Here is a 12,498-nt window from a genome sequence, read left to right as displayed (position 1 = left end):
GGCGGCGCGCAGTCGCGGACCAATCCTGCAGGCCCGGCGCGCAATCGCAACGAACGGGTACGCGCCTCGCCGATCCTATTCTGCCGCTTGCGAGGCTTGCATGGCGCACGCGGGCTCGTCGGCGAGCGCCGGTTGCTCGCCACCCGGCAGCCCCCGCCCCTTCACCAGGCCGAAGATCGCGGGGATCACAATCAGCGTCAGCAGCGTCGATGAGATCATCCCGCCGATCATCGGCAGGGCGATGCGCTGCATGATCTCCGACCCCGTTCCGGTGCTCCACATGATCGGCAGCAGGCCCGCCATGATGGCGACCACGGTCATCATCTTCGGCCGGACGCGCTCGACGGCGCCCACCATGATGGCGTCATGGAGATCGGCCCGGGTGAAGCCCCGGCCCTCGGTGTTGCGCTTCGCCTTCATCTCCACCAGCGCGTATTCGAGATAGATCAGCATTACGACGCCGGTCTCGGCGGCGACGCCTGCAAGCGCGATGAAGCCGACGGCGACCGCGACGGAGAGATTGAAGCCGAACCACCACATCATCCAGATGCCGCCGACCAGCGCAAACGGCAGCGACAGCATCACGATGAGGGTCTCGGTCATTGCCCTGAAATTCAGGTACAGCAGCAGGAAGATGATCGTCAGCGTCACGGGGATCACGATCTTGAGGCGCGCTGCCGCGCGCTGGAGATATTCGTACTGGCCGCTCCAGACCACATAGGTGCCGGCGGGAAACTGGATGCTCTCCGTCACGGCGCGTTGCGCGTCAGCGACGTAGCTGCCGATGTCGCGATCGCGGATGTCGACATAGATATAGGTCGCGAGCTGACCGTTCTCGGTGCGGATCGACGTCGGCCCACGCGCCGGCTCGACCTTGGCGACCTCGCCGAGCGGCACGGCGCCGCCCGCCGGCATCGGCACCAGGATGTCGCTGGCGATCGCCTTGGGATTGTCGCGCAGATCACGCGGATAGCGCATGTTCACTGTGAAGCGCTGCCGTCCCTCCACCGTCGTGGTTACGGTCTGGCCGCCGAGCGCGGCCGCGATGGTGTCTTGCACGTCCTGGATCAAAATGCCGTAGCGGGCGAGCGCCTCGCGGTCCGGGACGATCTCGAGATAGTAGCCGCCGATGCCACGCTCGGCGTAAGCCGACGACGTTCCCGGGACCGTCTTGATCACCCGTTCGATTTGCTTTGCCAGCCGGTCGATCTCGACGAGATCGGTGCCCATGACCTTGACGCCGACAGGCGTACGGATGCCGGTGGATAGCATGTCGATCCGCGCCTTGATCGGCATGGTCCAGGCATTGGAGACGCCGGGAAACTGCAGCGCCTTGTCCATCTCCGCAATGAGGCTGTCGACAGTGACGCCGGGCCTCCATTGCTCCTTCGGCTTCAGATTGACCACCGTCTCGAACATCTCGGTCGGGGCCGGATCGGTCGCGGTCGCCGCCCGCCCCGCCTTGCCGTAGACGGACGCGACCTCCGGGAACGACTTGATGATGCGGTCCTGCGTCTGCATCAGTTCGGCTGCCTTGGTGACGGAGATGCCGGGCAGCGTTGTCGGCATGTAGAGCAGCGTGCCCTCGTTCAGCGCCGGCATGAACTCGGTTCCGAGCTGCTGCGCCGGCCAGATCGTGACGGCGAGCACGACGAGCGAGGCCAGGATCACCAGCGCCTTGGCGCGCAGCACGCCCTTGATCACCGGCCGGTAGATCCAGATCAGAAAACGATTGATGGCATTCCTGCCCTCCGGCACGATCCGGCCGCGGACGAAGATCACCATCAGCGCCGGCACCAGGGTGACGGACAAGAGGGCCGCAGCCGCCATCGCGAACGTCTTGGTGAACGCGAGCGGGCTGAACAGCCGCCCCTCCTGCGACTCCAGCGTGAAGATCGGCATGAACGATACGGTGATGACCAGCAGGCTGAAGAACAGCGCAGGCCCGACTTCGGATGCGGCATCGATCAGGATCTGGACGCGGGACTGCTCGGGCTTGGCGCGTTCGAGATGCTTGTGGGCGTTCTCGATCATGACGATCGCGGCATCCACCATGGCGCCGATCGCAATCGCGATGCCGCCTAAGCTCATGATGTTCGAGCCGAGGCCAAGCAGCTTCATGGCACCGAACGCCATCAGCACGCCGACCGGCAGCATCAGGATCGCGACCAGCGCGCTGCGGACGTGCAGCAGGAACACGATGCAGACCAGCGCAACCACGACGCTCTCCTCGAACAGCGTATGCTTGAGCGTGTCGATGGCCGCGTAGATCAGATTGGAGCGGTCATAGACCGGGACGATCTCGACCGACTTCGGCAGGCTGCTCGCGATCTCCTTGAAGCGCCTTTTGACGTTCTCGATGACGTCGAGGGCATTGACGCCGAAGCGCTGCAGCACGATGCCGCTGGCGACCTCACCTTCGCCGTTCAGCTCGGCAATGCCCCTGCGCTCGTCCGGTCCGAGCTCGACACTGGCGACGTGGCGGAGCAGCACCGGCGTGCCATTGCTCGTCTTCAGCACGATGTTGCCGAGATCGTTGATGCCCTTGATGTAGCCCTTGCCGCGGATGACGTATTCGAACTCGGCGAGCTCGACGGTGCGCCCGCCGACATCGGCGTTGCTGGCGCGGATCGCGTCGCGGACCTTCTGCATGCTGATGCCGCGATCGCGCATCCGCTGGGGATCGAGCACCACATTGTACTGCTTGACGAAGCCGCCGATGCTGGCGACCTCGGCGACGCCTTCGGCCTTGGCCAGCGCAAACTTCAAATTCCAGTCCTGGATCGTGCGGGTATCCGCAAGGTTCAGTTCCTTTGACAGGACAGCGTACTGATAGACCCAGCCGACGCCGGTCGCATCGGGACCGATGGTCGGGCTGACGCCGGCGGGAAGCCGCGACGCAGCGCCGTTCAAAAACTCCAGGACGCGCGAGCGCGCCCAGTAGATGTCGGTGCCGTCCTCGAAGATCACGTAGACGAACGACACGCCGAAGAACGAGAAGCCGCGCACGACCTTCGATTTCGGCACGGTCAGCATCGCCGTCGTCAGGGGATAGGTGACCTGGTCCTCGATCACCTGCGGCGCCTGGCCGGGATATTCGGTATAGACGATGACCTGCGTGTCCGAGAGGTCGGGGATCGCGTCCAGCGGAAGATGGAGCAGCGCATAGAGGCCGGCGGCGGCGGCAAAGCCGGTGCCGAACAACACGAGCAGCAGGTTGCGCGCCGACCAGGCGATGATGCGGGCGATCATTTGCGGTCTCCCGTCGCAGGGCCAGGTTTGGACGCCTGAGGCGCGGCCTCGGCAAAACCTTTGAGCGCGGCCTTGAGATTACTTTCCGCATCGATCAGGAAGTTGGCGGATGTGACCACCGCCTCACCGTCCGCAAGTCCGTCCCGCACCTCGATGTAGCCGCCGCCGCGCCGGCCGAGCTTCACCTCGCGTGGCTCGAAGCGCCCCTCGCCCTTGTCGACAAGGACGGCCTGGCGCGCGCCGGTGTCGAGCACCGAGCTATCCTGGATCGCCAGGACCGGCGTGCTATCAGCCGTGTTGATATCGGCATCGACATACATATCCGGCAGCAGCGCTGCATCGGGATTGGCGAGCTCGATCCGGACGCGAACCGTCCGGGTCTCGCGGTTCACCTGCGGATAGACGACCGCGATCTTGCCGCTGAAGATACGGCCGGGAAAGCTGCGCGCGCGCACCGCCACGGATTGCCCCACCGCGACATTGCCGAGATCGCGCTCGGCGACGTCGACCAGCGCCCAGACCAGCGAGGTGTCGGCAATCCGGAACAACACGTCGCCGGGATTGGCGCGCATGCCTTCGATTGCGTTGCGTTCGAGCACGATACCGTCGCGCGGCGCCGACCAATGCACGGTGACGGGCGCGACGCGCGTCTTCTCCATCTCGGCGATCACAGGCTCGGGGACGTCGAGATTGACCAGCCGTTGCCGCGAGCCGCGGCCGTACATCTCGACGCCGCCCACCGTCTTGGACGTGATCGTCGCGAGATATTCCGCCGCGGCGGAGGCGACTGCCGAACTGTAGATCTCCATCAAGGGCTGGCCCGCCTTCACCCGCGTGCCGGTGGTGACGTCGGCGACTTTCTGGACAAAGCTCTCGGCGCGCATTGCGATCACCGAGACGCGACGCTCGTCGAGCTGGATGGTGCCGGGGGCCTTGACCGCGACGCGGATCGCGCGACGTTCGACCGGTTCGGATTTCACGCCGGTGCGCTGGATCTTGCCCGGCGACAGCTTCACCGTACCGTCGTCGACCTCGTCGCCTTCGTAGACGGGGATATAGTTCATCCCCATCGGATCCTTCTTCGGCACCGGCGAGGTGTCGGGCAGGCCCATGGGATTGCGGTAGTGGAGGATCTTTCGCGATGACGCCGCTTGCGCCGGCTTCGGTGCCGCCTGATCATCGTCGTAGACCGGCAGATAGTCCCGGCCGCGGTCATCCTTCTTCGGAGCGGCGGACCAGAGCGGCGCGCCGCTGGGATCGCGATAGTAGAGCGGAGCTCGGTTCGCTGGTGCCGCAGCCGGGGTCACCTCCGCATGAACGGACCAGCGCCCGCCGTTCGAGAACCAGTACACGCCCAAGGCGAGGCCACCGCCGAGAGCGAGAATCGTCAGGAGACGCAGCGTCTTCATGGTGTGTCTTCGCGCGGCGAGCGCGCGTCCATGTGAATAGGAAAGGAAGTCCGGACGCCGCGGGCGGCGTCCGCACGCTCACTTGGTCGCCGTGACGATCACCTTGCCGGTGACGGTCTCCGCCTCGCCCTGCACCTTGGCCGACAGCGTGACCTGGTAACGACCGGCCATCGGCAGGTCCGTCTTGAAGGCGTAGACGCCCGGTTCCTTCGACGGCAGCGGCGCGACCGCCGATTCCATCTCGGCCATGCCGTCCGGGGCCATGTCGACGCGAGTCTTGAAGATGACGGCGTCCGCCACCGGCTTGCCGGTCTGCTTGTTGGTCAGGCGCACCGAGAGCGTGACATCGTCGCCCTTCTTCATTTGCGCAGCGACGGGCTCGAAGGCGTAGTCGGCGGCGCCCGCCATCGCCGCGGAAGCGGCAAGCGAAAGGGTGGCGGCGAGCGCCGCGGTGCTGAATTTGGAAAGCATTGTCCTGTCCTCATGAATTGATCTCGCCGTGGCGCATGAAGCGCGCACGTCAGGCGTCGTCGCGCACAGGCGTGCTGCGCGCGTCGCGGGGCTCAGCGAGATCAGATTCGAGGAGGCCGGAAGGGAGGACTGCCGCCGCGGACGGACACGACCTGATCCTCAGGGATCGCGATCTTGCTCGCCGCTACGGCGAAATGCCCGAAGGCGACGGGCCTGATGTCATCGAGCGCAATGGTGCCGCCGACGCAGCAAAAGCCCATCCCGCACTTGTAGCCGCCCGTGTTGGCCGGTCCCTTCATGTCGGGGCAACAATCGTCCATCGCCATCTCGGCATCGCTGCCCATTGGCATGGTCGCCTGCATGTCATCCGACGACATTGCAAGGCCGGATGCGGACGCGCCAACGGGCAGCATCGCCAGGGATATGGCGATTGCAAATGCCAGGATGGTACGGACGAACCGCATCTATATCGACTTACCTTTCGGCCCGGGACGCCTCCTTAGTAACATATTCCAGCGCCAGCGGCGCTTGTTGATCCGGATCAAGCATTCGTGACCGGGGTGCTGGCCGGCACCGTCCCCGTCTGCCCGGCTCAGATTTTCGGGATCTTCGCCCGCTCGACCACGCCGGTCCATTTGGCGATCTCGGTCTCGATCAGCATCTTCATCTCCCCCGGCGAGCTGCCGCGGACCTCGCCGCCGACGGCCGTCTCCAGACGCTGCTTGAGCTCGGGGTCCCTGAGGGCGTCCAGAGTCGCTGCATTGAGCGCGGCGATGATGGCGGGCGGCGTTCCCTTGGGGGCGAGCAGGCCTGCCCAGGTGCGCACGTCGTAGCCCTTGAGGCCGGCTTCCTGAACCGTCGGGACATCGGGGAGCAACGCGGTGCGCGTCGGCGACGTCACCGCCAGCCCCCGGATCGCGCCACTCTGGATTTGTGGGGCCAGCAAAACGGGGGTGCCGACGATGACGGGAACGTCGCCACCGAGCAGCGCAGTGGTGGATTGAGAATCGCCGCGATACGGCACGTGCACGATTTCGACGCCTGCGGTGGCGTTGAGCAATTCTCCCGCGAGGTGATGGGTGCTGCCGAAACCGACCGATCCGAAGCTGAGTGAGCCGGGCTTTGCCTTGGCCATCGCAATGAGCTCGCCCAGCGATTTGGCGGGATAGTCGTTACGCACCGCAATGACCAGCGCGTAGTACACCAGCGTCGAGATCATCTCGAAGCTGTCGGCCGGCTGGTAGGCGAGGCTCTTGTAGGTCGCCGCGGAAATCGCGTGCGCGCCGGTGACGAGGCCGAGCGTGTAACCGTCGGGCGCCGCCTTGGCGATCGCGTCCGCCGCGATGTTGCCGCCGGCGCCCGGCTTGGCCTCGACGATGACCGGCTGCCCGAGCCTCTTCGACAGCCCGTCGGCGATGATGCGCGACAGCGTGTCGGCCGCCCCGCCGGCGGCAAAGCCGTGCAGCAGGCGGATCGGGCGCGACGGATAATTGTCCGCCGACGCCGGCCCGGTTGCGAGACAAAAGCCAAGAAAAACACCAAGCAGAAAAATGGCCGCAGCAAGCCGCTTCATCCCAAGCATGGATGCATCCTCCCTTTGATTGTTATCTCTTTGGCCGCAGCGCGTGCGGCGTCATTCAAATCGAATTGAATTCGCTACCGCGCGAACTCCGTGCATTCAGGCGATGGCGGCATGCCCCACACGTCGCGCGGCAGCCCGACCCAGACCTTCGGCCGTTGCGGACGATCGCGATGCCAGGGGCGCGGCTCGAAATAGCCGAGCTCCTCGTCCGCCATCCGGTCGAGATCACAAAACAGCTCAACCAAATGGCCATCGGGGTTGCGGTGGTAGATCGCGGTGTTGTGACCGGGCCCGTGACGCACCGGGCCCCAGAGCACCGGGAGCTTGTGCCGCGCGAGATGGTCGCAGGCCCGATGTATGTGGTCGGGACCGCGCAGCTCGAAGGCGAGGTGATGCAGACTGCGCACCGGCGCGCGCGCGAAGTTGAGCGTGTGATGCTCGAAGCCGCTGCGCATGAAGACGAAGCGGTCCTCGATCCAGTCGGAGACCCGCAGGCCCATGATGTTCGCATAAAACTCCGATGTCGCGCGCGGATCGGGCGTACGCAGCGCGACATGGCCGAGCTTGCTGACGGCGAGCCCGCCGATCCGCTCCTGCGCAGGCGTCGGCGTCCAGCCCTGGATCAGCTCGAAGCGCGTCCCTTCAGGATCGATAAAGGACAGCAGCCTGGGCACGCCCGGCAGGGAATCGCTGCAAAGCTCGGGCCGCAAATCCGCCTGCTTCAGTGCGGCGCCCAGTGCTTCGATCTGGACATCAGGCGATATCTCGAAGGCGATGCTGTTCAGCGCGGCGTCGCCCGGCTCGATCACGAGTGAGAGCTGCTCGGAATCGCTGGCGAGGAAGATGCGGTTTCCATCGCGGGCAACGAGGCCAAGACCGATCATGCCGCGGTAATAGTCGAGCAGCCGCTCCGGATCGGGCGAGGCGAATGTCGCGTGCCGCAGTCGGGTGAAGCGGGCAATGGGTGCTTGTGTGCTCATCGTGCGGTCCACCCCCTCATGGAATCATGATGATCTTGCCGAGCGCGGAGCCCTGCTCCAGCAGCGTATGCGCTTTCCTGACCTCGTCGAGCCTCAAGACCGCCGAGATCGCCGGCTTGATCGCGTTGCGACCGAGCGCCTCGATCACGCTGCGCATCAGGCCACGGCGGCCGTCGCGATCATGGTCGTAGATGTGGAAGGAGAAGCAGCGCACGGAAGGGCAGATGTCGAGATGGTTGCGCATCGCCGCCATCAAATTCTCTTCGGGCAATCCGGCGAACGCGTTGTACGACAGCAGCGTGCCCCATTTGCCGAGTGCGCCGAGATAGCCGGTAAATTCCGGCCCGCAGACGTGATCGAGCACGAGGCCGACGCCCTCGCCGTTGGTCAGTTCGCGGGTGCGCGCCACCACATCCTCGCTCCGGTAGAAGATGATGTGATCGGCACCGTTCGCCTTCGCGAACGCGGCTTTCTCCTCCGTCGAGACCGTGCCGATGACGGTCATTTGCGCGAGCTTTGCCAGTTGCACCAGCGCGGTGCCGACGCCGCCGGCGGCGCCGATCACCAGTACCCTCCCCGGTGCGCGCGGATGACGGCACTCATGCAGCAGGGCGTAGGCGACCTGGTAGTTCGACAGGCACACGGCGGCTTGCAGGTCGACATTGTCGGGCAGCGCGTGAACGGCATCCGCGGGCGCGACCACGTAGTCGGCATAGCAGCCGCCGCGCTGCGACAAATCGCGGGCGCTGAGCAGCACCTTCTGGCCGATCGCAAAACCCTCGACGCCGGGCCCGAGTGCAGAGATGCGGCCGGCAATGTCGTTGCCGGGGTTGGCCGGCAGCGGCGGCATCCATTTGTAGACACCGCGCCGGATCAGCGCGTCGGGCTGACCGACCCCGAACGCCTCGGCCCGGATTTGCACCTGGCCGGGTCCGGGCACAGGCACCGGAAGCTCGACCAATTCGAGTGCATCCGGCCCACCCGGCTGACGCACCAGCACCGCCCTCATGTCTTCAAGCTCCCCGGACCATATTTTCGAAAATCATACCGTTTACGAAAATTATTGCAAGATGGTCGTGGGCGCGGCATCTTGGGCCATCGATTCAACGACAGATCCCATGCCCGAGAGCGCCATTCGCCCCCGCAAGGAATTCGGCAAGACCATCGCCGCCGACATCACCCATCGGCTGCGCGAGGAGATCATCGCTTGCGCGCTTCCGCCGGGCGAGCCTTTGCGCTTCGACGTGCTGCGCGAGCGGTTCGGCGCGAGCTTCACGACGCTGCGCGAGGCACTAACGGCGCTCGCCGCCGAAGGCCTGGTCGACGCGCAGGAGCAGCGCGGATTTCGCGTCGCGCCGGTCAGTCGCCAGGATCTGGTGGAGGTCACCGACGCGCGCGTGCTGATCGAGGTGGAATTGATCCGCCGCTCGATTCAAAGGGGCGACGACGATTGGGAAATCGCCGTGATCTCGACACTGCACAGGTTGAAGCGGATCGAGCAGCGTGATCCCGAACATCCCTTGCGCGATCCCGAATGGAAGATCGCGCATCGCCAATTCCACCAGGCGCTGGTCTCCGCCTGCGGCTCGGCCACGCTGCTCGCCATTCGCGCCGAGCTGTTCGACCGCGCCGAGCGCTACCGGCATTTGTCGGCCAATTTCCGGCCGCGCCCGCGCGACAAGGCCGGCGAGCACCAGGCGATCATGCAGGCCGCGATCTCGCGCAATGCCGATCTCGCCACACAGCTGATCGAGAGCCATATCCGCTCGACCGCCGACAACGTCGCAAAATACGCAACCCACCTGCTCGACACCGAATAGGCACCGGCATTTTCACGCAGCGGGCTTGCGTCGCGGACAATTTTCGAAAATAATAGGACCTATCGAAAATCGGAACCCTCGGGGCGAAACCATGAAGCTGCTGTCGTTCTTGGATGGAAATCGGGAAAGCTGGGGGGCCGTTGTCGAAAACACCGTCGTCGATCTCGGCCGCGCCCTGCCCCAATACCCGACGCTTGCGGACTTTCTCGGCAGCGATGACTACGCCAAGCGCGACACGATCGTCGCCGGGCACAAGCCGACGCTGGCGCTGAGCGACGTCAAATATCTGCCGGTGATCCCGCGCCCCGAGAAGATCGTCTGCGCCGTGCGCAACTATCTCGACCACCACAATGAGGCGGTCGCATTCGGCATGAAGCGCGAGATCACGGAGTTTCCGCCGATCTTCCTGCGGGTCTGGCGCTCGCAAGTTGCGCACAACGCGCCTGTGATCCGGCCAAAAGTCTCCGACAATTTCGACTGGGAGGGTGAGCTCGCAGTCGTCATCGGCAAGGGCGGCCGTCACATCAGCCAGGCCGATGCCTGGAGCCACATCGCGGGCTACTCGATCTACAACGACGTCAGCGTGCGCGACTGGCAGCGCCATGCCCAGCAGATCGCCTCCGGCAAGAACTTCGTCGGCACCGGCCCGTTCGGACCGTGGCTGGTCACGCCGGACGAGATCGACGATCCCACCAAGCTGAAGCTTCAGACGCGCGTCAACGGCAAGGTGGAGCAGTCGTCCGACACCTCGATGCTGATCTTCTCGATCCCGCGGCTGATCGAATATTGCTCGACCATTTTCGACCTGGTCCCCGGCGACGTCATCGCGACAGGCACGCCGGCCGGCGTCGGCTTCACCCGCAAGCCGCCGGTTTTCCTTAAAGCCGGCGATGTGGTCGAGGTCGAGATCGAGAACATCGGCGTGCTCAGCAATCCCGTCATGGACGAGGCGTAAGACGCCGCATGTCCTACGATATTCGCAAGACCGCGCTCGGCGTCGAGACCATCTGGCACGAGCGCGGCCCACGGCTGGAGAAGCCGCTGCTGGTCGGCACCGCCATTGCCGTGATCCGCAATCCCTTCGCCGGTCGATTCGAGGCCGATCTGATGCCGTTTCAGGCCTCTTTACGCGAGCTCGGGCGCGAGCTGGCAACACAGCTGATCGCGCAGCTCGGCGGCGCAGAGCGCATCGAGGCCTATGGCAAGGGCATCATCGTCGGCGAGGACGGTGAGCTCGAGCATGGCGCCGTCTGGCACGAAGCGGGGGGCCACGGCATGCGCGAGGTGCTGGGACAACCTAAGGCGATCGTCCCGGCCGCGAAGACCATCGGCGGTCCCGGCACGCGCCTGATGGTGCCGCTCGGCCATATCCATGCCGCCTATGTCCGCAGCCATTTCGGCACGGCTGAGATGACGCTGTGGGATGCGCCGCGCCGCGACGAGATCGCCTTCGGCCTCGTGATGGCAACCGGCGGCCGCCCCCACGCGCGCATCGGCGGCCTGAAGGCGTCCGAGATCTCCGTGCATGACGGGCAGCGCTGACGCGCACGCCGCCATTGACGACCTTCTATCCAAGCAAGCCCTTCAATCCCGCGTAGATCGAGCCGACGGCGGTCGCGGCGACGCCGGCGAGGGGCCCAACGGTCTGCATGAGGTCCTGGATCAAGCGGGCGCGGCGGCGCAGCTGTTCCTCGCCGACATGCTGTCCCAGCAGGCGCGCCACGCGGAAGGCGAACGCATTCGGCTTGCCGCCCTGTGTCAGCACGCGCGGCAGCACCTGGAAGATCACGACGCTCAGGATATTTCCGGAGACGAAGGCGAGCAGGATGCTGGCGCCGTATTCGAACACTTCCCGCCATTCGATCCAGGCTTGCGGCAGGATCGGGACGTGATCGTGAATTCCCGTGACCGTCAGCATCGACAGGACGCTGATGGCCGCCGCCAAGAACGCCAACACCAAGGCCGCCAAGGCCGAAACCCGGTGCAGCGGGTAGGCCACGAATCCGAACAGCAGCGGTATGGCGATGGACGCAATCCGAAGCGGGATCGGAGAGACGTTGAAGGTGATGGTCACGAGCACGTGCGCGATCACCAGGAGAAGGGACGGTATCGCGACGTAGAGAACCGCATGCGTCGCGAAATAGCGCAGCGGATTCTTGTACCGTTCGAGCCGGACATTGACCCGGTCGAGATCACGCCTGAGCCTGTCCAGATCGGCGACGATCTCCTCGATCTCGAGCAAGGTTGGCCGCACCGCGCGCAGGTCGCGCGAGCAGTGCTTGCACGCAATGGCTTCGTCCTTGATCGTCTCGGCACAGAACGGACATTCCATCGCTAACGCGAATGCCTCCGCCTCATGAAGGCCTCGGCCTCGTCTCTGGCCCGTTTCAGCTCGTCGCGCAGCTCCTCGCGCTTGCGCAGGAGATCATCACGCTCCGCAATCAGCGTCGCGGGAGCGGCGATGTCGCGCCCGCATGACGCGCAGACAAGCGCTCCTTCCGCGGTCCCTGCTTTGCAGTAGGGACACGTCACTTGGGCGCGACCTTCAGCGTGAAGACGGTCGTGCCCGAACGGCCATCACTGTCCTTGATATCGACACGCACTGCGTATTCTCCGGGCGGCAGCTCCGCATCCTGCATGTTGATGCCATCGGCCTTCACGAACGGCTTGACGCGCGGGGTCAGATCGACATTCGGCGTCCGGAGGAAGATCATCTTGACCGATTCCGGATCGATCTTTGCCCCGCCATAGGACTGGAATTTCAAGACCAGCGGCAAGGGTGAGCTCGCCGAGTCGCCCGGCGAGATGAACTCGACTTTCGGGCCGCGCATGATGCCGCGCTGTTCGACGGCAACCGCGCCTTTCGGCGGCGGCAGCCTGGCTTCCTCCTCCGTGATCAATGGCGTGGCGCGCGATGATCCGGAGAATAACAAACCCGCAGCCACGAGGCCCAGCAAGACATTCCGCTTCATTTTCCGTGCACC

The 12,498-nt window shown here is 65.1% G+C and carries 12 protein-coding genes; 3 read left to right on the top strand and 9 right to left on the bottom strand.

Annotated features, from left to right (window positions below):
* Window positions 1-75: 75 nt before the first annotated feature.
* From IVA79_RS30660 to IVA79_RS30630, 7 genes are all read right to left on the bottom strand, one after another.
* Entirely contained in the window at window positions 76-3,252 is a 3,177-nt protein-coding gene (locus IVA79_RS30660) for a CusA/CzcA family heavy metal efflux RND transporter (protein WP_247560163.1), read from the bottom strand.
* Entirely contained in the window at window positions 3,249-4,661 is a 1,413-nt protein-coding gene (locus IVA79_RS30655; RefSeq protein WP_247560161.1) for an efflux RND transporter periplasmic adaptor subunit, read from the bottom strand. Before IVA79_RS30655 ends, IVA79_RS30660 begins: the two co-directional genes overlap by 4 nt.
* A 78-nt stretch (window positions 4,662-4,739) precedes the next feature.
* Window positions 4,740-5,132: a FixH family protein gene (locus IVA79_RS30650; RefSeq protein ID WP_247560159.1), complete on the bottom strand. Its 393-nt coding sequence runs from the start codon at window positions 5,130-5,132 to the stop codon at window positions 4,740-4,742.
* 101 nt (window positions 5,133-5,233) lie between these two features.
* A complete protein-coding gene (locus tag IVA79_RS30645) occupies window positions 5,234-5,596 on the bottom strand; it encodes a hypothetical protein (RefSeq protein ID WP_247560157.1) in 363 nt (120 codons plus the stop codon).
* Window positions 5,597-5,724: 128 nt separating this feature from the next.
* On the bottom strand, window positions 5,725-6,714 hold the full coding sequence (locus IVA79_RS30640) for a tripartite tricarboxylate transporter substrate binding protein (protein ID WP_247560155.1): 990 nt from the start codon (window positions 6,712-6,714) through the stop codon (window positions 5,725-5,727).
* Between the two features lie 74 nt (window positions 6,715-6,788).
* Window positions 6,789-7,694: a VOC family protein gene (locus IVA79_RS30635; protein WP_247560153.1), complete on the bottom strand. Its 906-nt coding sequence runs from the start codon at window positions 7,692-7,694 to the stop codon at window positions 6,789-6,791.
* 16 nt (window positions 7,695-7,710) lie between these two features.
* Complete coding sequence (locus tag IVA79_RS30630) at window positions 7,711-8,703, bottom strand: zinc-dependent alcohol dehydrogenase family protein (RefSeq protein ID WP_247560151.1); 993 nt, start codon at window positions 8,701-8,703, stop codon at window positions 7,711-7,713.
* A 109-nt stretch (window positions 8,704-8,812) separates the two neighbouring features.
* On the opposite strand from IVA79_RS30630, the gene IVA79_RS30625 reads away from it, so the two are divergent.
* The 3 genes from IVA79_RS30625 to IVA79_RS30615 all read left to right on the top strand — a co-directional run bounded on the left by IVA79_RS30625 (window position 8,813) and on the right by IVA79_RS30615 (window position 11,056).
* Complete coding sequence (locus IVA79_RS30625; protein WP_247560149.1) at window positions 8,813-9,514, top strand: FCD domain-containing protein; 702 nt, start codon at window positions 8,813-8,815, stop codon at window positions 9,512-9,514.
* A 91-nt stretch (window positions 9,515-9,605) separates the two neighbouring features.
* Window positions 9,606-10,469, top strand: coding sequence for a fumarylacetoacetate hydrolase family protein (locus IVA79_RS30620; protein ID WP_247560147.1), 864 nt, complete (start codon window positions 9,606-9,608; stop codon window positions 10,467-10,469).
* An 8-nt stretch (window positions 10,470-10,477) separates the two neighbouring features.
* The gene (locus IVA79_RS30615) at window positions 10,478-11,056 is read left to right on the top strand and encodes an amino acid synthesis family protein (protein ID WP_247560145.1); all 579 of its coding nucleotides are present in this window, start codon (window positions 10,478-10,480) and stop codon (window positions 11,054-11,056) included.
* Between the two features lie 25 nt (window positions 11,057-11,081).
* Here the strand turns inward: IVA79_RS30615 and IVA79_RS30610 are convergent, their stop codons facing one another.
* Both IVA79_RS30610 and IVA79_RS30605 read right to left on the bottom strand, forming a co-directional pair.
* Window positions 11,082-11,846 carry a hypothetical protein gene (locus IVA79_RS30610; RefSeq protein ID WP_247560143.1) on the bottom strand — a complete coding sequence of 255 codons (765 nt, stop codon included), beginning with the start codon at window positions 11,844-11,846 and terminating at the stop codon, window positions 11,082-11,084.
* 196 nt (window positions 11,847-12,042) lie between these two features.
* On the bottom strand, window positions 12,043-12,486 hold the full coding sequence (locus IVA79_RS30605; protein WP_247560141.1) for a hypothetical protein: 444 nt from the start codon (window positions 12,484-12,486) through the stop codon (window positions 12,043-12,045).
* Between the last annotated feature and the right edge of the window lie 12 nt (window positions 12,487-12,498).

It is taken from the genome of Bradyrhizobium sp. 138 (assembly GCF_023074075.1).
Taxonomy (GTDB): domain Bacteria; phylum Pseudomonadota; class Alphaproteobacteria; order Rhizobiales; family Xanthobacteraceae; genus Bradyrhizobium.
This window is presented reverse-complemented; position numbering and strand designations above follow the sequence as displayed.

Bases quoted from the DNA above. Each gene is read 5' to 3' on its own strand.
- IVA79_RS30655 (WP_247560161.1), bottom strand. From the start codon at position 4,661: ATGAAGACGCTGCGTCTCCTGACGATTCTCGCTCTCGGCGGTGGCCTC.
- IVA79_RS30630 (WP_247560151.1), bottom strand. From the start codon at position 8,703: ATGAGGGCGGTGCTGGTGCGTCAGCCGGGTGGGCCGGATGCACTCGAA.
- IVA79_RS30645 (WP_247560157.1), bottom strand. From the start codon at position 5,596: ATGCGGTTCGTCCGTACCATCCTGGCATTTGCAATCGCCATATCCCTG.
- IVA79_RS30635 (WP_247560153.1), bottom strand. From the start codon at position 7,694: ATGAGCACACAAGCACCCATTGCCCGCTTCACCCGACTGCGGCACGCG.
- IVA79_RS30605 (WP_247560141.1), bottom strand. From the start codon at position 12,486: ATGAAGCGGAATGTCTTGCTGGGCCTCGTGGCTGCGGGTTTGTTATTC.
- IVA79_RS30610 (WP_247560143.1), bottom strand. From the start codon at position 11,846: ATGGAATGTCCGTTCTGTGCCGAGACGATCAAGGACGAAGCCATTGCG.
- IVA79_RS30660 (WP_247560163.1), bottom strand. From the start codon at position 3,252: ATGATCGCCCGCATCATCGCCTGGTCGGCGCGCAACCTGCTGCTCGTG.
- IVA79_RS30625 (WP_247560149.1), top strand. From the start codon at position 8,813: ATGCCCGAGAGCGCCATTCGCCCCCGCAAGGAATTCGGCAAGACCATC.
- IVA79_RS30620 (WP_247560147.1), top strand. From the start codon at position 9,606: ATGAAGCTGCTGTCGTTCTTGGATGGAAATCGGGAAAGCTGGGGGGCC.
- IVA79_RS30615 (WP_247560145.1), top strand. From the start codon at position 10,478: ATGTCCTACGATATTCGCAAGACCGCGCTCGGCGTCGAGACCATCTGG.
- IVA79_RS30650 (WP_247560159.1), bottom strand. From the start codon at position 5,132: ATGCTTTCCAAATTCAGCACCGCGGCGCTCGCCGCCACCCTTTCGCTT.
- IVA79_RS30640 (WP_247560155.1), bottom strand. From the start codon at position 6,714: ATGCTTGGGATGAAGCGGCTTGCTGCGGCCATTTTTCTGCTTGGTGTT.